At 63.9% G+C, this 20,702-nt stretch carries 19 protein-coding genes; 8 read left to right on the top strand and 11 right to left on the bottom strand.

Annotation, left to right across the window (positions count from 1 at the left end; translation table 11 throughout):
* The first annotated feature begins 18 nt into the window (after positions 1-18).
* On the top strand, positions 19-1,128 hold the full coding sequence (locus AC6I99_RS10475) for an alcohol dehydrogenase catalytic domain-containing protein (RefSeq protein WP_497945196.1): 1,110 nt from the start codon (positions 19-21) through the stop codon (positions 1,126-1,128).
* Between the two features lie 68 nt (positions 1,129-1,196).
* Here the strand turns inward: AC6I99_RS10475 and AC6I99_RS10470 are convergent, their stop codons facing one another.
* Positions 1,197-1,727: a cupin domain-containing protein gene (locus AC6I99_RS10470; protein ID WP_224090019.1), complete on the bottom strand. Its 531-nt coding sequence runs from the start codon at positions 1,725-1,727 to the stop codon at positions 1,197-1,199.
* 157 nt (positions 1,728-1,884) lie between these two features.
* On the opposite strand from AC6I99_RS10470, the gene AC6I99_RS10465 reads away from it, so the two are divergent.
* The 7 genes from AC6I99_RS10465 (at position 1,885) to AC6I99_RS10435 (ending at position 8,524) form a co-directional block, all read left to right on the top strand.
* Positions 1,885-2,952, top strand: a complete 1,068-nt coding sequence (locus AC6I99_RS10465; protein ID WP_497945197.1) for a fumarylacetoacetate hydrolase family protein — start codon at positions 1,885-1,887, stop codon at positions 2,950-2,952.
* Positions 2,953-2,963: 11 nt separating this feature from the next.
* Complete coding sequence (locus AC6I99_RS10460; protein ID WP_497945198.1) at positions 2,964-3,953, top strand: C-terminal binding protein; 990 nt, start codon at positions 2,964-2,966, stop codon at positions 3,951-3,953.
* Entirely contained in the window at positions 3,950-5,254 is a 1,305-nt protein-coding gene (gene eno / locus AC6I99_RS10455) for a phosphopyruvate hydratase (protein ID WP_497945199.1), read from the top strand. Before AC6I99_RS10460 ends, eno begins: the two co-directional genes overlap by 4 nt.
* Complete coding sequence (locus AC6I99_RS10450; protein WP_497945200.1) at positions 5,251-6,297, top strand: phosphotransferase family protein; 1,047 nt, start codon at positions 5,251-5,253, stop codon at positions 6,295-6,297. The genes eno and AC6I99_RS10450 overlap by 4 nt, the downstream gene beginning before the upstream one ends.
* On the top strand, positions 6,294-7,232 hold the full coding sequence (locus tag AC6I99_RS10445; RefSeq protein ID WP_497945201.1) for a fumarylacetoacetate hydrolase family protein: 939 nt from the start codon (positions 6,294-6,296) through the stop codon (positions 7,230-7,232). Before AC6I99_RS10450 ends, AC6I99_RS10445 begins: the two co-directional genes overlap by 4 nt.
* A gap of 30 nt (positions 7,233-7,262) precedes the next feature.
* The gene (locus tag AC6I99_RS10440; protein WP_497960966.1) at positions 7,263-8,201 is read left to right on the top strand and encodes a quinone oxidoreductase family protein; all 939 of its coding nucleotides are present in this window, start codon (positions 7,263-7,265) and stop codon (positions 8,199-8,201) included.
* Positions 8,202-8,311: 110 nt separating this feature from the next.
* Entirely contained in the window at positions 8,312-8,524 is a 213-nt protein-coding gene (locus AC6I99_RS10435; protein ID WP_224090007.1) for a hypothetical protein, read from the top strand.
* A gap of 143 nt (positions 8,525-8,667) precedes the next feature.
* Here the strand turns inward: AC6I99_RS10435 and AC6I99_RS10430 are convergent, their stop codons facing one another.
* From AC6I99_RS10430 to AC6I99_RS10385, 10 genes are all read right to left on the bottom strand, one after another.
* Positions 8,668-9,945 carry a glycosyltransferase gene (locus AC6I99_RS10430; RefSeq protein ID WP_497945203.1) on the bottom strand — a complete coding sequence of 426 codons (1,278 nt, stop codon included), beginning with the start codon at positions 9,943-9,945 and terminating at the stop codon, positions 8,668-8,670.
* Positions 9,945-10,565, bottom strand: coding sequence for a TetR/AcrR family transcriptional regulator (locus AC6I99_RS10425; RefSeq protein ID WP_497945204.1), 621 nt, complete (start codon positions 10,563-10,565; stop codon positions 9,945-9,947). The genes AC6I99_RS10430 and AC6I99_RS10425 overlap by 1 nt, the downstream gene beginning before the upstream one ends.
* A gap of 161 nt (positions 10,566-10,726) precedes the next feature.
* Positions 10,727-10,906, bottom strand: coding sequence for a hypothetical protein (locus tag AC6I99_RS10420; RefSeq protein WP_497945205.1), 180 nt, complete (start codon positions 10,904-10,906; stop codon positions 10,727-10,729).
* 147 nt (positions 10,907-11,053) lie between these two features.
* On the bottom strand, positions 11,054-12,562 hold the full coding sequence (locus AC6I99_RS10415) for a sulfatase family protein (protein ID WP_497945206.1): 1,509 nt from the start codon (positions 12,560-12,562) through the stop codon (positions 11,054-11,056).
* A 48-nt stretch (positions 12,563-12,610) separates the two neighbouring features.
* Entirely contained in the window at positions 12,611-15,079 is a 2,469-nt protein-coding gene (locus AC6I99_RS10410; RefSeq protein WP_497945207.1) for a beta-glucosidase family protein, read from the bottom strand.
* A gap of 36 nt (positions 15,080-15,115) precedes the next feature.
* Complete coding sequence (locus AC6I99_RS10405) at positions 15,116-16,816, bottom strand: sulfatase family protein (protein WP_497945208.1); 1,701 nt, start codon at positions 16,814-16,816, stop codon at positions 15,116-15,118.
* Positions 16,813-17,016 (bottom strand): hypothetical protein, encoded by a 204-nt coding sequence (locus AC6I99_RS10400; RefSeq protein ID WP_309926505.1) that lies wholly within the window; start codon positions 17,014-17,016, stop codon positions 16,813-16,815. The genes AC6I99_RS10405 and AC6I99_RS10400 overlap by 4 nt, the downstream gene beginning before the upstream one ends.
* Before the next feature lie 54 nt (positions 17,017-17,070).
* Positions 17,071-17,907, bottom strand: coding sequence for an ATP-binding cassette domain-containing protein (locus AC6I99_RS10395; RefSeq protein ID WP_497945209.1), 837 nt, complete (start codon positions 17,905-17,907; stop codon positions 17,071-17,073).
* Positions 17,904-19,742: a dipeptide/oligopeptide/nickel ABC transporter permease/ATP-binding protein gene (locus AC6I99_RS10390; RefSeq protein ID WP_224167378.1), complete on the bottom strand. Its 1,839-nt coding sequence runs from the start codon at positions 19,740-19,742 to the stop codon at positions 17,904-17,906. Before AC6I99_RS10390 ends, AC6I99_RS10395 begins: the two co-directional genes overlap by 4 nt.
* Positions 19,739-20,680: an ABC transporter permease gene (locus AC6I99_RS10385; protein ID WP_224089991.1), complete on the bottom strand. Its 942-nt coding sequence runs from the start codon at positions 20,678-20,680 to the stop codon at positions 19,739-19,741. Before AC6I99_RS10385 ends, AC6I99_RS10390 begins: the two co-directional genes overlap by 4 nt.
* Between the last annotated feature and the right edge of the window lie 22 nt (positions 20,681-20,702).

Raw genomic sequence — 20,702 nt, 5'->3', positions numbered from 1 at the left:
TCCCAGAAGGAGCCGTCAATGGCGACGATGCGCGCAGCCAGACTGCATCAGATCGGCGATCCGATGTCGATCGACACCATCGAAGTACCCAAGCCCCGACCCACGGATGTACTGGTCAGGGTCAAGGCCGTCGGCATTGTGCCGAACATGGCCAACGTGATCAATAGTTGGCCCACTTGGTTTCCGCACCAACCGATCCCCAAATTTCCGGCGATCTTCGGGCTCGATCCCACCGGGGTGGTGGAAGAAGTGGGCGAGTCCGTCATCAACATCAAACCCGGAGACCGGGTGTATGTGAGCCCGCTCCGCTCCTGCGGCAGCTGCTACGCCTGTTCCGGGGGAACCCCCAGCCGCTGCCGCTACTACACCCTCAACGGGTATTTCAGCACCTCCCGCGATGGCCAGAGGATCTTTGATCTCTACCCTTACGGCGGGTTCAGTGAGTTCATGACCGCGCCACAACAGGCTCTGGTTAAGATTCCTGACAACCTTCCGTTTGAGCTGGCAGCCCGTTTTGGCTACATCGGCACCGCTTACGGTGCCCTGCGCCTGGCCGATGCCGGACCCGGCACGGTGGGCTTGATAGACGGCATCACCGGTACCTTGGGCGTGGCTGCTACCGTGCTTTGTTTGAGCATGGGCGTTGCGAAGATCCTGGGCACGGGGCGCAACGCGGAGCTGCTCCAGCGCGTGAAGGCGCTCGCCCCGAACAGGATAGAGGTCATGAACCTCGGGGAGCAGTCCTCCGGGGAGTGGGCCAAGGCCCGGACGCGGGGCGACGGTGCCCACTTCGTGATCAGTGCGCTCGGGGCCAGGGCTGACGCCGCAACCATGGTGGACTCCATGAAGGGGGTCCGGCGTGGCGGCCGCGTGGTGAACGTCGGCGGAGTTGCCGACGAGGTCCCAGTGGACATGAAGTGGCTGATGGACGAGCAGGTGCAGATTATCGGTTCGAACTGGTTCACCGCAGCCCAGGGCCAGGAGATGGCAGACATGGTCGAGACAGGAACCCTGGACCTCAGCTACCTTGAGACTGAGGCCTTCCCGTTGTCAGACGTTAACAATGCCATCTCAGGGCGGTTGAAGGACCCGCGCGGTGGCTTCAGCAACTATGTAGTCATTCCCTAGTGAAGTTTCCGGCTGGCCGTCCCTTCGGGGACGGCCAGCCGAGGTGTCCCTGAGACACGGGACAGTACTTAGGCGCCGGCGCCGGTGAGCACAAATGCCACCGTCGCCGGCGTCTTTGTCTTGTTCCGCCAGGCATGGCGGGCGGCAAGCTGCACTATGGTGTCACCCGGGCTCAACAGCACCTGTGCGCCGTCGTCGAGCTCCAGCCACAGCTCCCCGTCCAGCACCACTCCGTAGTCGACGCTGGGCGTGCGGTGCATGCCGTCCGGCTCGAACACCTCCGCAAGGTCAGGGGCGTAGGCCGCCATCTCCTGCCCTGCGGCGCCCGGATCGAAGCCCGGGCTCATCACCACGGATTCCGGTGCGTAGCTCACGATCACGAAGCTGGCCCCGCCTGGCCCCGGCACCACCGGGCCGTGGTTGTCGGTAGGTTCCCCCTCCGGCAGCGAACCTGATGGCACCCCCGGTGTAAACCAGACCCGGACCTGAGCCTGTCCCGGCATACTCGCGAACGCATGGCTGTTGGGCACTGGTCCGTCGGAAACAAAAACGGACTTTCCAGATCCGTCCATGCCGGTCACCACTCTGCGTACAGTCATGGCTTGTCCTCTCTCTATGTGCAATCGTTAGCACTATTCCCCCATGACGCTGAGGTGTCAAGGGATGGGATCAAAACCGGGAATGATTTAGCGTCGACCTCCTACTTTTACGGGTAAGCATCTGGCATTCGCCTTCATCTGTGCTATCGTTAGCATTATGCTTGAAGAAGATAAGATCGACGACGGCGTCGCTCCCGCGGGAATCGTCCTGACCCAGGCGGGCCTCCCCCACGAAAAGGCAGCCATCTGGCTGGTGCGCAGCGGCAAGGCACTTCCGTTGCAGGCGTGGGCCGGACGCTGGGCCTGCGCCGGATTCGCCTCACTCACTGAGCTGATTGCCCACTGGGGCAGCGTCCATGCGGAGCTTCGCCGGCTCATCGAGCTCCCTCAGACTTCAGCGGCGATCCGCGAAGAGGGCGTTCCGGTGGCTTCCCTGCGGCTCGAGGCTCCCATCCAGCCCACCCAGGTTTTCTGCACCATCGGGAACTACCGCCGCCAGGTCATCGAAGCCGCGGTGGACGCCGGCGACCCCGCCGACGCCGGGCAGTTAGCGGCCGACACCGCCCAGGCACTAAAACTCCGACGCCGGGATGGCAGCCCCTACGTCTGCTTGACCAGCAACGACAGGGTTGGCCCCGCTGATGGCGAACTCGCCCTGGAGCCGGACTTGGACACCCTTGACTGGGAAGTGGAGATCGGCGCCGTCGTCGGAGGTTCCGGCTACCGCCTGACGCTGCCGGAGGCTGAGGCGGTGGTCGCCGGCTACTGCGTGGTCAACGACCTGACCATTCGCTCCCGCATCTTCCGGCCCGACTTGCCCGCGCTGGCCTCGGATTGGCTGCAGTGCAAGGGAATGCATGGGTCGCTGCCGCTTGGACCCTGGTTCGTGCCGGCCTGGCAGGTCCCCGACCCCTCGTCACTGCGGCTTCGGCTCTCGCTCAACGGCTCACCCATGCAGGACGACACGGCCGACGACATGCTGTTCACCATCCCCGAACAGATGGCTTACCTGTCCCAACACACCCGTCTTCGCCCCGGAGACCTGCTCTGCACCGGCTCCCCCGCCGGGTTCGGGATCCACCACGGCCGGTTTCTGCGGCCCGGAGACTCCGTAAAGGCCTCGATAACCGGGCTCGGCGAGCAGCGCACCCGCTTCGTTGGTCCGAAATCCATTCCCACCCCATCCCCTTCAACCTTGGCCGATCCAGGCCTGACCACCACATAAGGAGCAGACTCATGACGCTGCAGCAAACAGTCCTGCTGACAGACCGGGCCTGGCCCGACGACAGTATCGAACGCGGCATCATCGAAGACGCCGGCTTCCGTCTTGTTGCCGGTCCTGCCGACCCCGCACCAGTTGAGGCCATCGACGCACTGATCGCCGAACACCAGCCCGCCGCCATCCTCACCTGCTGGGCAACAGTGTCCGCCAACGCGATCGCATCCTCAGCCCCGTTGCGGGTTGTTGCCCGGATGGGCGTTGGCCTGGACAACATCGCCGTGCCCGCGGCCACGGATCATGGCGTGCAGGTGACCAACGTGCCCGACTACTGCGTCGAAGAGGTCTCCGACCACGCCGTCGGTCTGGCCCTGGCCTGGACGCGCGGCCTCGTGGCCGCAGACCGTGAGGTCCGCGCCGGACGTTGGAACCCCGCCGGGGCCCGGCTTCGCCGCCTGTCCAACCTGACGTGCGGCGTGGTCGGATACGGTCGCATTGGCAGAACCACCGCAGCCAAGCTCAAAGCGCTCGGAGCCCGCGTGGTGATCAGCGATCCACACCCACCGGCCAAAACCGACGGTATTGAGGTGATGGCATTGGATGGCCTCCTGGCAGCCAGCGACATCGTAGTCCTCCACGCTCCCCTGGTCCCGCAGACACATCACCTTATCGGGGCCCGGGAACTGGCCCTGCTTCCGCAGGACGCCTTCCTGATCAATGTCAGCCGCGGCGGGCTGGTCGATACCGACGCCCTGACGGCCGCCCTGCAATCAGGCAAGCTCGGCGGAGCAGGACTGGATGTCCTGGAGGAGGAGCCTGCAGTTCCGTCCGGGCTGTTGGCCTTTCCAGGTGTGATTGTCACACCACACATCGCTTTTGCCTCCGACGCCTCGGTGATCGACCTGCGACGCAGCGCCGCCGAGGAAGTGGTCCGCGTCCTGCGCGGAGAACCCGCAAACTATCCCTGTAACACCCCGTCCGCCCTCGCAACAGGAGTGTCATCGTGAGCATCATCCGCACCGTCCACGGCCGCCAGATCTTTGATTCCCGCGGCCGCCCCACTGTTGAGGTGGACATCATCCTCGAAAACGGTGCCAGCGCCCGGGCGTCAGTACCTTCCGGAGCCTCCACCGGCACCCACGAGGCACACGAACTACGCGATGGAGACGCATCCGTTTTCGACGGCCTCGGAGTCACCTCCGCCGTCGAGCATGTAAACGGCGAGATCGCAGCGTCGCTGCTCGGCCAGGATGTTGACGACCAACGGGCCATCGACGAAAGGCTGCGGAACCTGGACGGCACCTCCACGCTGTCCCGGCTCGGTGCCAACGCAGTACTGGGGACCTCGCTGGCGGTCTGCCGCGCCTCGGCCGTGGCCAGCGGCCTGCCGCTGTACCGAAGGATCGCCCAGCTCGCCGACGTCGACGAGCCCGTACTGCCGATGCCGATGGTCAACATCCTTTCCGGCGGCCTCCACGCCGGACGCGGCATGGACGTCCAGGACTTCCTCGCAGTACCGGTCGCGGCAATGTCCGCACTCGAAGCCATCCAACTTACCTCCCGTGTCCGAACGGCCGCCGCTGCCCTCTGCGCCGAACGGGGACTGCCCACGCTGTTGGCCGACGAGGGCGGACTGAGCCCTGGCTGCCGAACGGGCGAGGAGGCCCTGGAGCTCATCACCGAGTCCATCCTGGCCGCTGGCCTGCAGCCGGGTACGGACATTGCCATCGCCATCGATGTCGCCGCCGCATCCCTGTACGACAGTGAGGCAGGCGACTACCACCTGCGGCGACAGGGACAACGCCTCAGCACCACCGAGATGATTGACATGGTGTCCTCATGGGTGGACCGCTTCGCCATTGTCTCGATTGAAGATCCGCTCGATGAAGATGACTGGACCGGCTGGCGGACCCTGACGAAGCGCCTCGGCCACCGGATCAGGCTGATCGGCGACGACCTGTTCACCACAAACAGCGAACGGCTCGCCCGGGGCATTTCCCAGGGCGTTGCCAACGGCGTCCTGGTCAAAGTGAACCAGAACGGCACCCTGACAGGCACCCTTGACGTGGTGGCCCAAGCGCGGGCCGCAGGCTATGCGCCGGTGGTATCTGCCCGCTCCGGGGAGACCGAAGATGACTTCCTGGCCGATCTGGCTGTAGGCACCGCATCGGGGCAGATCAAGATCGGGTCGGTACGGAATTCTGAACGGCTCGCCAAGTACAACCAGCTGGTGCGCATCGCCGAGGACCCGGCCCTGGGCTTCACGAACTTCCCGGCGCTGGCCTTAACCGCGGAAGGTGGCCGGTGAAAATCGCCGAACCCCAGGAGCGGGTGCGGGAGTTCCTGCTCCGCCATGGACTGATGCAGCCTGGTGAGGAGCCGGCACTACACCCGTTGACCGGCGGCGTGAGCTCGGACCTCTGGCAAGTGTCGCTGCCCGGCCGCACCCTGTGCGTCAAGGGAGCATTGGCCCAGCTGAAGGTGGCCCACGAGTGGCTCGCGCCCCTCTCCCGCAACCGGGTTGAGTACGACTGGCTGCAGTTTGCCGGCAGCGTTGCCCCCACACAGGTCCCCCAGGTCCTGGCCTACGATGGGGAGGCCGGGTTGTTCGCCATGCAGTTCCTTCCCTCCCGGAACTACCCGGTCTGGAAGGAAAGCCTCCTGGCCGGGCAGGTGGACCCGGCCGCCGCTCATGCTCTCGGCGTCCTCCTCGGCAGGCTGCACTCGGCAAGCGCCAAGGATCCAACGCTGGCACGTAGATTCGCCACCGACAGCAACTTCGACGCCCTGCGCATTGAGCCATACTTCCGCGTCACTGCACGCGCCAACCCCGACCTCGCGGACCGGATCGAGGTTCTTGCCGAGAGGACCGCCGGCACTCATCTGGCGTTGGTACACGGCGACGTCAGTCCCAAGAACATACTCCTGGGTCCGGACGGGCCGGTCCTGCTCGATGCCGAGTGCGGCTGGTTCGGCGACCCTGCATTCGACGTCGCATTTTGCCTGAACCATCTGATGCTCAAAGCGATCATCCTGCCGCAGCACACAGCACGACTGCACACTTCCGCAACAATGCTGCTGGACGGCTACGCCCACCATATTGACTGGGAACCTTCCGCGGACCTGATGGCTCGTGTCGCTGCCCTGCTGCCGCTGCTCGCCCTGGCCCGGGTCGACGGAGCCTCCCCGGTGGAGTATCTGACACCTGGGCAACGGGTCCAGGTGCGCGACCTTGCACGGGAGCTGCTGGCCCGGCCCGCAGTGCCCCTCCACATTGTCCTCAAGGAGTGGATGCTGGTGGCGGCCGCTCCAGCGGCCGGCAGGACCCATGTGAAGGAGCAGACCAGGTGACCTTTTCCTTGTCCACCGTGCGGGTCGACGGAGTGCCCACCCCGGTGCTCCGGCTCTCCGACGGCCCCATATACCGACTCGCCGACGTCGCCCCCGAGGTACTCCACCACCATCCGGTGGGCGGGCTTATGACAGTCTTCGCCAATTGGGAGACCGCCGAGCCCCGGCTGCTCGCCGCCGTCGAGACCCTCGCTGAGGGCACGGCAGCCCAGTTGCCCGAGCCGGCCGAGCCTGAAGACTGGCTCACGCCGCTGCAGTATCCGAACAAGGTCATCTGCGCCGGCGCCAACTATTACGACCATGTGGTCAACGACGGCGGCCATGCTGGCTTTTCGAAGGAAGACAACATTCCGGTCTTCTTCCTCAAGCCGCCCACCACCACGCTCGTCGGCCAGGGCAGAGCCGTCCATTACCCCAGCCAGACGGAGAAGTTCGACTACGAGCTTGAACTGGCCCTTGTCATCGGCCGGCGCGGCCGGAACATCCCGCTGGACCGGGCGCGTGACCACATCGCCGGCTACACCATCGCCCTGGACCTGTCAGCCCGTGACTGGCAGCGCCACCCCAAGCACCTCGTCAAATTCGATCTCTTCGGCGGCAAAGTCTTCGACGACAGCTGTCCGCTTGGTCCGGGAATTGTGCCCGCCCGCTTTGTCGATGACACCAACCTGCAGCTGCAGTTCCGGCTCAACGGTGAGCTGCGCCAAAACGCCAACACGTCCGACCTGATCTGGTCTGTTCCCGAGCTGGTCTCCCTCATCAGTGAACACGTGACCCTCGAACCTGGCGACGTTGTGCTCACGGGAACTCCCGCTGGGGTGGGCCTCAGCACCGGAACCTGGATGCACCCCGGAGACCGGCTCGAGGGACGCATCAGCGGCCTTGGAACCATCAGCGTGCAGATCATCCCCGCCGACACCGACCAGCCAGACTGACACACACCACCAAACATCAAGGAGCAGACCATGGAGGCAGCCGTCCTGACCCGGACTGGAACAGTCCCGTCCTACGAAGACTTCCGAGATCCAGAGCCCCACAGTGGACAAGTCATCGTCGAGGTAGCGGCGGCCGGGGTCCATCACCTCGACTTGGCCAAGGCCTCGGGAGCATTCGGAGATCCCGACACCCTGCCCTACGTGATTGGCGCCGACGGCGTAGGCAGGACCTCCGCCGGACGTCGCGTCTTCTTCACCTCACCGGTTTCGCCGCATGGTTCCTGGGCCGAGCGCACCATCGTGGCCGAGGGAGACCTGCTGGACCTCGCCGACGACGTGGACGACGTCACCGCGGCCGCGCTTGGCAACACCGGACTTGCCGCCTGGCTGGCCCTCACCTGGCGGGCCAAGCTGCAGCCAGGCCAGAACGTGCTTGTGCTTGGCGCAACCGGCGCACTGGGCTCCATCGCCGTCCAACTCGCCAAGTCCCTTGGCGCCGCAACGGTGGTCGCCGCCGACCGTGACACCGGCCGCCTCGCCCTGTCCCGGGAACGCGGAGCCGATGCGAGCGTGACCATCAGCCCGGGCACCGACCTAGTGGCCGCCTTCCGCAGCACAGTGGGTGACAGCGGGTTCGACGTCATCCTTGACCCGGTGTGGGGTGAACCCGCCCTTGCCGCAATGCATGTTGCAGCCCGGGGCGCCCGCCATATCCAGATCGGCCAGTCAGCGGGAGCAACTCTGGAGCTTCCCGCCGGGATCGTCCGTGCCGCCCGCCTGGAGCTCCTCGGCTTCGCCCATATGGACCCGCCCGCACAGATCCGGAGAGAGGCTTACCTGAATCTGACGGCGCTCGCGGCGACAGGCGCTTTGTCCGTCGACGCAATGACCCTGCCTCTTTCCGATTGCCAACAGGCCTGGGAATTACAGCAGCATGGGGCCCCGCGGAAGCTCGTGCTAACCCCGTAGGGGCCCCACATTCCTTCCAACCACGAAAACGCTGCGATGGAACCCGGCTACACCGAGACGGCCAAATCAATACACGACCACAGAAATAAGAACGAAGGTTTTACAACATCATGTCCCGTCCAGTACGGCTCAACATCAGACACCGCAATGATTTAGACAACGGACTCAATCTGGAAGTAGCTGCCGCGATCCAGAAGGCCCTCAAAGACCCCGGATATGGCGTGTTGGTAACCCGCCATGATCGCGAAACGTTCACAATACAGCTCTCCCCTGATGTCCCTCACGGAATGACCCACGAATTGGATCTGTTCTCCCGCTCCTGATCGAGCGCTTCGTCCCTGGCCAAACCCTATTAACGGCAGTTCCGTCATGAATTCGATGCTCCGGGGGGTACTTGTAGGCGGCCAGCCTGGTCTTGGCAAAGGCTGCCAATTCCTCCACCCTGAGGCTGGGGTTCTGCCAGGCCTCAGGCGTGGGGAATCCGGAGCAGCTCTTCGAGGGCATCGGCTCCAGCCGCCGCACCCCCGGCGGCTGCGTAGCCAGCAGCGACCCGCCGGGCTCCTTCCTTCTTTGTCAGGGCTTCGTGAACTGCGGCGCGAAGCTTCTCCGCAGTGAGCTTCTTCCTGCTGAGCCGCACACCCGCGTCGGCGGCCACCACCCGGGCCGCAACCTCATGCTGATCGCGGCCGAACGGAACCACCACCACCGGAACTCCCTTGGACAGTGCCTTTTGGGTGGCTCCCATACCGCCATGGGTGATGGCAACCGCAGCGCGCTCCAACACCTCTGAATGGGGCACGAACCGTTCCAGCCGGGCATTGGCAGGAAGGGGTCCAAAATCCACCGGTCCGGCGGACCGCTGGTCTCCTGCCGATCCGCTCCCCTCCGCAGGCAGCGTGGCAACGACAGTGAAGGGCTCGTTGGCCATGCCCTGCAATGCTGCGCGGACCAAATCCTCGTCGGCCTGGTACTCGGACGAGGTGGTCACCAGGATGACCGGGTCCACGGCGTTCTCAAGCCAAGCTGGCGGAGAGAAGGGCGGGTCCCATGACAGCGCCCCGATCATCCGGACACGGTGTCCCCAGTCCGGGTGCGGGTATTCAAACGGCTCGGCACTGGTAACGAGGAGGAGCGGCGCGGTGAGGAAGAAGTCATCCACGTTCCGCGACGGCGGCAGTTTACCGCCGGAGATTTCAGCCCGGGCCCTGTTGATCCCGGGCATCATCAGCTTTTCGACGGCGCCAGTCACCAGGGGTCGGATGAGCGCGTCCCGGAGCCTTCCCACTGGACCTGGCATCGGATCCAGCCCGGGTCCGAACGGCGGGGTTCCGCGGGACGTCAGTGGCGGTGTGTAGGGGCAGAAGCTGGCCCACGGGAGCCCGAGATCCTCAGCCACGATACGTGCGCCCCACGCATTGATGTCCACGAGCATCAGATCCGGACTGGTATCGCCGATGGCGCGGCGAAGGTCAGGGGCGTCGAAGCGGGCACGCGCCGTGAAGGTCTCAGTGCTCGCGGTCAGCCCACCCTTGATCGATTTCGCCAGATAGTCCCGGTGCCTGATCTCAAGGAGGCGCGGGTCGACGGATTCGGCCTGGAGGCCGGCGCCGCGAAGGGCCGTGAGCTGTTGGGGAATTGTCCGCACGTGGACCTCATGTCCCCGGGCCTTCAGTTCCAGTAACAGCGGGACCATGGGAAAGAGATGGCCGATGGCGGGCGAGGTGTAGGCGAGAACGGTGGACATTATGGCCTCCGGGTGAAGGGCTCAAGCATTTCGATTAAGGAAAGGGCCACCTGGTCACGGGTCAGGCCAGCGTCCAGCCGGAGCAGCTTCCAGGTGTAGACGTCACAAAGAGCGACGAACTGGGCAAGACGGCGGCCCCGATCCGCCCCGTCCGGGAGAAAATCATCCTCAAGGAACGGGGCGAAAACCCGCTCGCACCACAGGCGGTGAAGGCGTCTGCCCGTTTCAGTCATGTCCGCCACGGCCGCTGAGGTTCCCTCCTCGGACAGCATCTTCAAGGCGAGAGCGCCCGTGGTCTCATAGTGTTCGAGCAGGTTCTCGATGGCGCCGGGGACGTTGCCGGCAGGCGCAGCATCGCGCTGGGCCATCACCTGCGCAGCGGTGTGTTCGACCGTTGCATCGATGAGCCCACTGCGGTCACCAAAGCGACGGATGACGGTCTGCACGGTGACTCCGGCACGATCAGCCACCGCGATCAAGGTGATCTCCGAGAGCGGTCTTTCCATGAAGAGCTCCCGTGTCGCCTCAAGGATCCGGCGCCCCGTGTCGGCGGCGTTGGACGCCCGTTTCCGGTTGTCGTAGCGCCGGGCTATACCTCCGCCAACATTCATGTTAATCATGTTAACTCCAATATTGACGACAGGTCCAGAGATGCCGAGCGCACGAATACCTCAGGGCTTGGTGTACAGACGCCAGCCTCTTTGAGTCTGCCGTAACCCGGGTGCTTCCTTGCAACGGGAAGTTCCGGGGCTCTCAGGGCCTGGTGTCCCCGTAGGGGCTCTCAGGGCCTGGTGTCCCCGGAGTCCAGGTCCCGTTCCCGTGGGCGGACCAGCGCAAGGAATCTGCGGGCCCGCTCCCGCCGGCCGTATGCGAGGATGACGGCGGCCCAGCGCAGGGCACTCAGCACAGTGACGGCGGGCGTGTCTGCGGGAGCGGCAGCGGGCCGCTTGCTCATGGTCATGGGTGTTCCTAACGTTGACGCGTGATCCGGGCCATTACGACAACCAGAGGTGCGGTGCGACAACCAGAGGTGCCGCGCGACAAGCGGAGCTGCAACGGGTATGGGGCTGCCCGGCTTGTGCTGGACAGGCCGCCAACCCATCGCGTCCTAGCTGGATGCCCGAAGAGCCTGGACATATGTTTCGACTCGTTCCAGGGTGTCTGCATCGTGCGGTCCCCATTCCGGGTGAGGTGTGCCCGGACCCGCGTAGGGTTCGTCCCGGTAATGATGCTGGTACCCGGCTAGTTTCTGTTCGAGCTCGGCTCTGATGGAGCGGTAGCTGGGGTCATCGGCTACATTACGGACTTCGGTGGGGTCGCTTCTGAGGTCGTACAGTTCCCATTCAGCCTCAAAGACACGATCAGAGGCCCCGGGGACGTCCAGCCCGGCGTTGTAGTAGTGGATCAGCTTGTAATCGGAGGTCCGGATGCCGTAGTGGCCGGGTGCTGAGTGAATAGGATCGTCGTGCTCCCAGTACCGGTAATACGCCGCGTCGGGCCAATCGTCGATCTCCTCACCCCGCAGGAGAGGCCGGAAGCTCCTGCCCTGCGATGTGGGAAGTGCCTCGTCTGCCTTGATTCCGGCGATGTCCAAAAAGGTGGCGGCGAAATCGACGTTTGTGATGATTGCCTCGCAACGGCTGCCGGCAGAGATTTCGGCTGGCCATTTCATCAGCATCGGCATCTGCAGGGACTGGTCAAACATCAGCCGCTTGTCGAACCAGCCGTGGTCACCGAGGAAGAACCCCTGATCGGATGTGTAGACGACGAGGGTGTTCTCGGACAGTCCGCGCTCATCGAGGTAATCGAGAAGCCGACCGACGTTGTCGTCGATGGATTGGATGCACTGCAGGTAGTCGCGCATGTAGATCTGGTACTTCCACCGCATGCGCGCTTCCCTGTTCTCAGGTCCGCGGAGTTCCTCCGGGACCTCAGACTTGAGGTCCTCGGCACCCATGTCGTCGGCAATGGTCATGTGGACGTTCCGTACAGCTTGGCTGCGGGTGGCGTAGTCATCAAAGAATGTTTCGGGCTCCGGGATCTTCCCGTCAGCGTAGAGGTGTTTGTGTTTCTCGTCGGGGATCCAGGGGCGGTGGGGTGCTTTGTGGTGGACGAGCATGCAGAAAGGCTCCTCCCCCGTGAGTCCATCCAGCCAATTGATGGAGAGGTCGGTGACGATGTTCGTCGCATAGCCGGGAACGGTCGCGCTGCCCGTCTCGTCGATCATTTCCGGGTTGAGGTAGTCACCCTGTCCAGGAAAGATCTTCCAGGCATCGAATCCGCGCGGCAAGGACTTCCCGTGCTCACCCAAGTGCCATTTCCCGAAAAGGGCAGTCTTGTAGCCCTGTTCGTGGAGTACGTCCACGAATGTGGGTACCCGGTAGTCCATCTCGGTCCAGATGGAGGATACGCCGTTGATATGGCTGTAGGTCCCTGTGAGGATAGACGCCCGGGAGGGACTGCAGATCGAGTTGGTGCAGAAGACGGCATCCATGCGCATGCCTCCTTGGGCGATGCGGTCAAGGTGCGGCGTTTGGTTCACCCGGCTGCCGTATGCCGAAATGGCGTGGGCGGCGTGGTCATCGGACATGATGAAGATGATGTTCGTCCTCGACATCGTTCTTCCTTTCGTACGTTTGGTGCTGATCCTGGGGGCTGTCGCTTATCAGTGCTCTGGCTGGGTGAGCCGAACAACCCTGGTGATTGGAAGCTCTGAGACGGAGGTGCCGATCCTGAGGGTGTATTCGCCGGGTTCGTAAGTCCATCCGTTGTTCCAGTACGCCAGCAGACGGGTGGGGACCTCCAGAGTCGCGGTTACAGTTTCGCCGGGTTGGGCCCAGACGGGTGTGGAGGCAATGAGCCAGCGGACCGGGCGCTCGACGGCGGAGTCCTTCTTTTCGGCGTAGACCTGGACCACCTGCTTGCCGCTCCGTTCGCCTTTGTTGGTGAGGGTGACGCTGACCGGAATTGCCTCGCCCGGGGTGACGGGGCCGTCGGGTCCGTCGACGGTGTCCAGGGTCCAAGTGGTGTAGCCGAGGCCGTAGCCGAATTCGTAGGCTGGAGTAGCCCCGGTCTTGAGCCAGGCGCGGTACCCGATGTGGATGCCTTCGTCGTACCGGAGCTTCCCGTCGGCGTCGGGTGTGGTGTTAAGGACCGGGACGCTGCCTTGGGTGGCAGGCCAGGTGGTGGGCAAGCGCCCGCCTGGTTCGACGGTGCCGGTGAGGATGTCGGTGAGGGCGTTGCCGAATTCCTGGCCGCCGAAGTAGCCGATCAGGATCGCGGCGACCTCGTGCCGCCACGGCATAATGACCGGGGACCCGGCGTTGACGATGACAATCGTGCGGGGGTTCGCGGCGGCGACGGCGTGGAGCAGCCGGTCCTGCAGGCCGGGCAGGTCCAAGGTGGTGCGGTCGTAACCTTCGGATTCCACCCGGGCATTGGTCCCGACGACGACGACGGCGACGTCGGCTTTCCGGGCGGCCTTGGCTGCTTCAGTGATCAGCATTTCAGGGTCCGCGTCGGCGGGCTCGGTGCCGAGGGTGACGCTGAGGGCATTGTCTAGAGGCCCGGAGCGTTCCGCGGTGTCCAGGTCGACGCGGACGTCCAGGGGAACACCGGCTTCCACCGCGATTTCGGTGGTTGAGGAGGGTGGGGCGAGGAAGGATTCGGCAATGTCCTTGCCCTCCACCTCAATGTTCCCTTCGTGGACAAGAACGTCGTTGACGTAGAGCCGTGTCTTACCCACGGTCGCGGCGCCCAGTCGGACGGTGCCGGTTTCATCCGGGGTATAGATCGTCTGCAGCCGCACCGCGGAGGACTCCTTCACCGGGGCGTCGCCGCCGAACCAGACCAGGGCCGTGGAGCGGCGGTCCTCGGTGAACAGCTCAGCCCCGGAACTGTCGAGGAAGCTCACCCGCAGCCCCGGCTCGCCGGTGGCCGGGTTGGTCAGCTGGTCCAAGGGCAGCTCGGCGACCCCTTCCTGCACGATGGCACCGATGCTGTAAGTGACGTTATCGGCTCCAAAGGCGGCCCGGATGCCGTCCAGCGGTGAGACGACCTTCTCGGGCAGGACCGTGGCCGAGCCGCCGCCCTGGGTCCTGGCGTGCCTGGCGTTGTGCCCGATCACCGCCACCGTGCCCGTCGCGGCACGGTCCAGCGGCAGCACGCCGTCGTTCTTCACCATCACCGTGCCGGCGGCCGAGGCTTCCCGGGTGAAGGCGACAAGGTCTTCCTGGTCCACGGGTTCTGCCTGAACGGGTTCGAACCCTTCCAGCGCGCCGACCCTCGCGGCGAGCTGCAGGATCCGCAGCACCTTCCGGTCAATGCTTGCTTCCGGGATCTCCCCTGCCTGGACTGCGGCCACGAGCGCCCCACCCCACGGCCCATCCGGTCCCGGCATGACCAGGTCCTGGGAAGCCTTCGCGGCATCAACGCTGCGGACCGCGGTCCAGTCACTGATCACCACCCCGTCGAAGCCCCATTCGCTGTTCAGCGGGGTCTCCAGCAGGTTGTTTTCGGTGGCGGTTGTGCCGTTGATGGAGTTGTACGCGCTCATCACCAGCCACGCACGGGATTCAACAATGGCTTTCTCGAACGCCAGCAGGTACAGCTCGCGCAGCGGCCGCTCGTCCACCTGCACGTCAACGGTGAACCGGTCGGTTTCGGAATCGTTGGCTACGTAGTGCTTCGGTGTGGCGCCCACGCCGTTGCGCTGTACCCCGTTCACATACGCCGCGGCAAGCTCACCCGTCAGGACGGGGTCCTCACTGAAAGCCTCGAAGTGCCGGCCGCCCAGCGGGGAACGGTGCAGATTGATCGTCGGGCCAAGAACGACGTCGACGCCCTTGCGCCGCGCCTCCACCGCCGAGGCGGCACCTAGACGGTCAGCCATGGCAGGGTCCCAGGTGGAGCTGATGGCCGTCGCGGACGGGAAATTCACCGACGGCTGCCGCTCATCCCACGCCTCACCCCGCACACCCGTCGGACCATCCGAAACCAGGATCCGGCGCAGGCCGATTTTCTCCATCGGCCATGTCGTCCAAAAATCCCGGCCCGTCAGGAGCTGGATCTTTTCCTCCAAGCTCAGTTCGTTGAGCAGTGCTTCCATGCGTTGGTCTACGGTGAGGGTTTCCATGATTCCTTCTTTCGCTGCACGTTGTTGTTTGCCGCCTCAAAGGGGCAGTTCTTTGCTTTCTTGGAGGTGGCCCTCGTAGGAATGCGGGGCACGTCCGGGCAGTGGGGCTTCCAGCCGCGCTTCTTGGCTTGGCGTGAAGCCGAGACGCCAGGCTTTGAAGCGCAATGAAGTGGCCCCACTGACGCGTACGGGGCCTGTGTAGAGGTTCCAGATACGTCCGTCTTCCCCGGGACTGCCAGTTACCCGGTCCATGAGTTTCCTCGGCTCTTGCGGTTGCCACGGGAGGGCTGTCCATCCAATTGACGCGCCTGGTGTCTCGCAGTCAGCTGTGGCCCCTTCGGCGGTCAGCGAGACGGTTGGAGTAGCGGTCACCGGCGCCTGGCCGTTAGGGCGCCATGTCTCCATCAACTGTCGTTCCGGCAGCATGCCCATGTCTTGGATGCGGTCCTGCCATGTTTGAAGGACGCGACGCAACGTCGCCAGAGCTTCGGCACTTTCAGGGTCTTGCACGAGGTTGCACGTTTCGTGGGGGTCCTGCTCAAGGTCGTAGAGTTCCTCTTCGGGCTTTGAAGCTGCGACGAGGCGCCGTTGAAGCTCGCTCAGAAGGCTGGGCAGTTCACCGCATGCCAGTTGCCTGGCTTCCTCCCCCCTTAACCGCCTGAGCTCTGCCCAAGTGGCTGTGTGGTCGGGGTAGTCGATGTGCGGCATGGGCGAGCGGTCCGGATGGAAGTTCCTGACATAGCGGTACCGCTCGTCGCGGACGGTCCGGGTCGTGTCCTCCGACTCGTCCATGCGGTCCCGGCCGCCATAGATGTAGGCGTTGGGGCGGCTGATGAAAGTGCCGTCCCGTTCCATGAGCGGTTTTCCGTGCATGTGGGCAGGAATGCCCAGCCCGCTGACGGCAAGCATTGTAGGAGCAAGATCCATGGTGTGGACAAGGTCAGGCCTGACTGTCCCGGGGTCAATGACACCTGGCCAGCGCAGGAGAAGGGGTACACGCAGGCCGGCTTCCGTCGCCCAACGCTTGGCGCGGGGCATTCCCCTGCCGTGGTCGCTCCAGAAAACCACGATGGTGTTGTCGGCAAGCCCGTCTTCCTCCAGTTGGTTGAGGATATCGCCGACCCAGTGGTCCATTTCGGTAATGAGGTCCGCGTACCGTGCCCACGCTTTGCGGAAGATTTCGGTATCCGGGTAGTAGGGCGGCAGCGGCGCGGCTGCCATGTCGTGCCGATCCTGCGGCGCTACATGCGTGGTGGCGCGTTGGAAGGACTCCTCATCGAGATATATCTGTGACTCATGGGTGGTCATTCCATGAAAAGCTGCGAAAAACGGCGCGTCCTTGTCCGGTCTGTTGCGCCAATGAGCCGTTGGGCTGCAGTCGTCGAAAACGACCGGCGGTACGTCCACCTGGAAGTCGGTGAAGTAGTTGTTGGTGCAGTAGTAGCCCGCTTCGCGAAAATATTGCGGCAACAGCCTCACTTCGGCCGGGGGGACGGCCTTCGTTCGCATGTGCATCGTGCCAATTGCATTGGGAAAACAGCCGGTCATGATTGCCGATCGGGCAGGCGAGCAAACCGGTGCAGAGGCGAACGCCCGGTCGAAACGGGCGCCCTCTGCGGCCAAGCGGTCAAGATTAGGCGTCAGCGCATATTCGGCACCTGGCCAGATGCCCCGGTAGCTGCCGAGATCAGGGTTGATGTCATGCGTGGAAATCCAAACTATGTTGGGCTTGTTCATGCGGTGGGCGCCCCAGTGAAATCAGTTGCCTGCCCGATGCCTGAACGAAATTGGCTGGTCATCGGATCGCCGGTGCCGGTCATCCAGCGGGACAGGCTGTTCCCTTTTCGGGTGCGGACCGGTGCCATGTCAGGGTTTCCCGCGAGGTTAGTGGTGCTGCCGTCCATGTCGTCGGCCGTGATCAGGAAGATGCTTGTCACGCTGTTGCCTTTGTTAGCTTCTGGGCTCATGGCGTTGGTTGTCTGCACCGCTTCCTATGCGTTCTGGGCGGCGAGCAGCTGTCGGCGTTCTTCGCGGCGACGTGCCTGGGCCTTGGGGTTTGCCACCGGAGCGGCGAAGAACAAGCGCTGGGTATACGGGTGCCGGGGTCGGCTCGTGACCTGGTCTCCGTCGCCGAATTCGACGATTTCCCCCCGGTACATCACTGCAACGCGGTGACTGATGTGCCGCACGACCTCAAGATCATGGGAGACAAAGAGGTAGGCGACCTGGGTTTGCTCCTGAATGTCTTTGAATAGTTCCAGGACCCGGGCCTGGGTTGAAAGGTCAAGGGCTGATACCGGCTCGTCGCAGACGATCAGGGCTGGTTTGAGTGCAAGGGCGCGTGCAATGGCGATGCGTTGCCGCTGACCGCCGGAGAACTCCCTGGGAAGACGGCTTCCCGCGTCGGCCGGGAGGCGGACCATATCGAAGAGGTCCTTGATTCGCTTGGAAGATTCGGCCTTGGGGACCTTACGTACGTCGAGGGGTTCGGACAGGATCTGCTCGACTGTCAGCGACGGGTTCAAGGAAGTGTAGGGGTCCTGGAAGACCACCTGGATGTCGCTGGCCAGCCGCCGGCGGTCGGCACGGTCGGCATGCGCGATGTCTTCTCCGCGGAACAGCACTTTTCCTTCGGTGACGGGCGCCAGGCCGAGAACAGCTCTGCCCAGCGTGGTTTTGCCTGACCCGGATTCACCTACCAGGCCTACGCACTCGCCTTTTTGAACATCAACGGAGACACCGTGCAGGGCCCGGAATGGTTTGCCACGGAAACCATGGCCGGGGTACTCGACGGTGACATTCTGGATATCAAGCAACAACTCGCTCATCGAACTGCTCCCTTCGGGGACGGGCTGGCGCTGCCGCCAGCACCAACGAGCGGGCCACGCGGTTCAGCCTCGCTAAGGATGGCGCCGAGCAGCTCCTGGGTGTAGGGGTGACGCGGGGAGTCAAAAATCGGCTCAGTCGGGCCGGTTTCCACGATCCGGCCGAGCCGCATGACGGAAACCCGGTCGCAAAGGTCCGCGACGACACCAAAGTTATGCGTGACGAGGACCACTGCCATCTGGAACTCGGACTGGAGGTCCCGGAGGAGGTCCAGGACCTCGGCCTGGACCGTGACGTCGAGGGCGGTAGTGGGTTCGTCGGCGATCAGAAGGTCCGGGTTACAGGAGATGGCGCCGGCGATGAGGACGCGTTGGGCCATACCGCCGGAGACCTGATGAGGGTAGGAGTTATACGTTCGCTCGGGGTTGGGGATGCCTACTCGTGCCAGGAGGCTCAGCGCACGTTCTTTGGCCTCTTTGGCCGATATGCCAAGCTGAATGCGCATGGGCTCAACGAGTTGGCTTCCGATGGTGAAGGACGGGTCCAGGTTGGACATGGGTTCCTGTGGAATGTAGGCGATCTTCCGCCCGCGCATTTTTTCGATGTCCCGTGACGACAGCTTCGCCAGGTCTTTGCCCTGGAAGTGGATGGAGCCGCCGACGATCTTGCCGCCTTCGGGGAGTAGTCGGAGGATGGACCAGGCAGTCTGGGTCTTGCCCGAACCTGATTCGCCGACGAGCCCATGGACCTCACCCCTGCGGACAGTGAGGGAGACGTCGTGGACGACCCTCTTGGTGCCACCGTCTGGGCCTGGGTAGCCAACAGAGAGGTTGGCGACTTCGAGGACGACGTCTCCTTCGGAAGCTTCAGGCTCCGGGTGCCGGATGATGTCGTCCACGGTCTTCGGGTCGGTCGTGGTAACTGCGGCCTTCTTCTTGCGCACCTGCTTACGGGGTGCGTTGGCGCGTTCAAGCTCGTCCCTGAGGCTGTTGGCCAGCAGAGTCAGGGCGATCAGGGTCAGACCGATGGCCATGGCCGGCCAAAGGATCAGCATCGGAGCGGTGTAGAGGTTGGTGAAGCCATCGCTGAGCATTGAACCCCATGTAGGGACGTTGATGTCCCCCAGGCCGAGGAATTCGAGCCCTGACTGGACGGCCAGGGCGATGCCGCCCACGATAGCGGACTGGATCACAATGGGGGCCCGGACGACGGACAGGATATGGATGGTGATGATGCGGGCATCACTGAGTCCCGATACACGGGCGGCGTCGACATAGAGTTCGTTGCGTACCGCGGTGACGGAAGCGTAGACCAGCCGGAAGAACGCCGGGGACAACATGATGCCGAAAATGAGCATGGACACCCACAGGGACGGCCCAACGACCGCGCGGGCGGCCAGGAGTACGATGATCGCGGGCAGCGCCATCAGCAGGGAGATGACCCATGTCCAGACGGTGTCGATCCACTTGCCAAAGTAGCCAGCCAGAAGGCCGCCGGTCACGCCGATCACCATCGCGGTCAGCAAGGCGACCAAGGCTCCGGCAAGGCTGAACTGCGCGCCGAAAATCAACCGGGACAGGACATCGCGGCCTGAACCGTCGGCCCCCAGCGGGTTGTCCCCGCCTGGAGGGGCGAGCACATTCTGGATAACGGCGTTGTTGGGGTCATGCGGGGCAAGGAACTGGGCGAACATTGCCGTGAGCACAGCAATGGTGAGGAACACCATCGAAGCGAGGGCGAGGGGATTGCGGAGCACTCGGCGGAAGAGGGAGACCCTTGTGCCGTCGCGGGGTGCGACGACGATCTCGGGATCGGTGGTGTGTGCCGGAGTTGTCATGACAGACGCACTTTCGGGTTGAGCCAGCCCTGGGCCAGGTCGACCAGGAGGTTGAAAACGATAACGATGACACCGGTGGCGACAAGCAAACCCATGACGAGGGGAATGTCGCCCTGGGTTGTGGCCTGTACGGCTACTTGTCCCAGTCCGGGGATCGCGAATACTTGCTCCACGATGACTGCTCCACCGAGGAGTCCAACGAAGATGACGGCGAGGACTGCAAGGGCAGGGCCTGCAGCATTACGCAGAACGTGCTTGAGGATGACGGTGCGCTCGGGGATTCCGCGGCTGCGCAAGGTGCGGACGTAGTCGTTGCGGAGGGCATCGATGACGGCTCCCCGGATCTGCTGGGTGACGTTGGCGATACCACCCAGCGCCAGGGCGATTACGGGCAGGGTCACGGTCTTGAGCCATCCCGTCGGTGATTCTGTGAAGGGGACGTACCCAGTGGGGTCGAACCAGCCCAGGGCAAGTGCAAAGAACAGAACCAGGCCGACGGCGAAAAGGAACCCGGGGATTGCGTGGCCGAGGACGGCGAGCAACTGGGCAAGTTTGTCGACCCAGCCCCGTTTCGTTGCCGCGAGTACGCCAAGAACCACCGAGACGATGGCGACCACAACGACGGTGCCGATGACAAGGGACAAGGTGACGGACAGACGGGAGATGATCGCGGCGGAAACGGTCTGGCCGCTGAACCATGAATAGCCGAAGTCTCCGGTAAGTGCGTGGACTACCCAGTCGCCGTATTGCATCAGGACGGGACGGTCCAGGCCGAGTTCCCGGGCCTTTTGGGCGACCGTTTGGGCGTCCGCGGACTCGCCGAGAATCTTCCTGGCGATGTCCCCGCCACCCAGGTACAGGAGCGTGAATCCGACTGTGGTGATAGCAGCGAGCATGACGATGCCCGTGAGCAGCCTTTTCACGATGAATGAAATCATGATGATGATCTTTCAGTGGGTA

This window comes from Arthrobacter sp. TmtSoilC77 (assembly GCF_059739415.1).
The sequence above is the reverse complement of the archived record's forward strand: the minus strand, read 5'-3'. Positions and strand labels throughout refer to the sequence as shown.

Bases quoted from the DNA above. Each gene is read 5' to 3' on its own strand.
- AC6I99_RS10475 (WP_497945196.1), top strand. From the start codon at position 19: ATGGCGACGATGCGCGCAGCCAGACTGCATCAGATCGGCGATCCGATG.
- AC6I99_RS10470 (WP_224090019.1), bottom strand. From the start codon at position 1,727: ATGACTGTACGCAGAGTGGTGACCGGCATGGACGGATCTGGAAAGTCC.
- AC6I99_RS10465 (WP_497945197.1), top strand. From the start codon at position 1,885: ATGCTTGAAGAAGATAAGATCGACGACGGCGTCGCTCCCGCGGGAATC.
- AC6I99_RS10460 (WP_497945198.1), top strand. From the start codon at position 2,964: ATGACGCTGCAGCAAACAGTCCTGCTGACAGACCGGGCCTGGCCCGAC.
- AC6I99_RS10440 (WP_497960966.1), top strand. From the start codon at position 7,263: ATGGAGGCAGCCGTCCTGACCCGGACTGGAACAGTCCCGTCCTACGAA.
- AC6I99_RS10435 (WP_224090007.1), top strand. From the start codon at position 8,312: ATGTCCCGTCCAGTACGGCTCAACATCAGACACCGCAATGATTTAGAC.
- AC6I99_RS10430 (WP_497945203.1), bottom strand. From the start codon at position 9,945: ATGTCCACCGTTCTCGCCTACACCTCGCCCGCCATCGGCCATCTCTTT.
- AC6I99_RS10425 (WP_497945204.1), bottom strand. From the start codon at position 10,565: ATGATTAACATGAATGTTGGCGGAGGTATAGCCCGGCGCTACGACAAC.
- AC6I99_RS10420 (WP_497945205.1), bottom strand. From the start codon at position 10,906: ATGACCATGAGCAAGCGGCCCGCTGCCGCTCCCGCAGACACGCCCGCC.
- AC6I99_RS10415 (WP_497945206.1), bottom strand. From the start codon at position 12,562: ATGTCGAGGACGAACATCATCTTCATCATGTCCGATGACCACGCCGCC.
- AC6I99_RS10410 (WP_497945207.1), bottom strand. From the start codon at position 15,079: ATGGAAACCCTCACCGTAGACCAACGCATGGAAGCACTGCTCAACGAA.
- AC6I99_RS10405 (WP_497945208.1), bottom strand. From the start codon at position 16,816: ATGAACAAGCCCAACATAGTTTGGATTTCCACGCATGACATCAACCCT.
- AC6I99_RS10395 (WP_497945209.1), bottom strand. From the start codon at position 17,907: ATGAGCGAGTTGTTGCTTGATATCCAGAATGTCACCGTCGAGTACCCC.
- AC6I99_RS10390 (WP_224167378.1), bottom strand. From the start codon at position 19,742: ATGACAACTCCGGCACACACCACCGATCCCGAGATCGTCGTCGCACCC.
- AC6I99_RS10385 (WP_224089991.1), bottom strand. From the start codon at position 20,680: ATGATTTCATTCATCGTGAAAAGGCTGCTCACGGGCATCGTCATGCTC.